General features: G+C 67.3%; 1 protein-coding gene. It reads left to right on the plus strand.

Annotated elements, in window-relative coordinates:
• Positions 1-782: beta-ketoacyl [acyl carrier protein] synthase domain-containing protein (locus tag FPZ47_RS27730; protein WP_145039823.1), on the plus strand; the 782-nt coding region annotated here is incomplete at both ends.

Genomic DNA, 782 nt, shown 5'->3' on the forward strand with positions numbered 1-782 from the left:
CAGACCGGGGTTTTCGCGGGTGCGTGTGCCGGTGAGTACGGGTATTTGGCGTCCTCGGATTTGAGTCGGGTGGATGCGTGGTCGGGCACCGGTGCGGCGTTGAGCATCATCGCGAATCGGTTGTCGTATTTTCTGGATTTGCGGGGTCCGTCGGTGATGGTGGACACGGCGTGTTCGTCGTCGTTGGTGGCGGTGCATTTGGCGTGTCAGAGTTTGCGCAGTGGTGAGTCGGCGGTGGCGTTGGCCGCGGGGGTGAACCTGTTGTTGTCGCCGGCGATCACGCGCAGTTTCGATGCGGCCGAGGCGCTGTCGGCGTCGGGTCGGTGTCACGCCTTTGATGCGGCCGCGGATGGTTTTGTGCGGGGTGAGGGTTGTGGGGTGGTGGTGCTCAAGCGCCTGGGTGATGCGCTGCGTGATGGTGATCGGGTGTGGGCGTTGCTGCGGGGGTCGGCGGTCAATCAGGATGGGCGTTCCAACGGGTTGATGGCGCCGAATCCGGCCGCGCAGATGGCGGTGTTGCGGGCGGCTTACGGTGCTGCCGGGGTGCAGGCGCGCGAGGTCGACTACGTCGAAGCCCACGGCACCGGCACGCTGCTCGGCGACCCCATCGAGGCCCGCGCCCTCGGCAAGGTGCTGGGCCGCGGACGGCCCAAAGACGCACCGCTCCTGGTGGGAGCGGTGAAATCGAACCTCGGTCACCTCGAGGCCGCGGCGGGTGTTGCGGGGTTGATCAAGGCGGTGCTGGCGGTGCAGCGGGGGCGGATTCCGGCGAATCTGGGGTT

Source organism: Mycobacterium helveticum, assembly GCF_007714205.1.
Classification (GTDB): Bacteria; Actinomycetota; Actinomycetes; order Mycobacteriales; family Mycobacteriaceae; genus Mycobacterium; species Mycobacterium helveticum.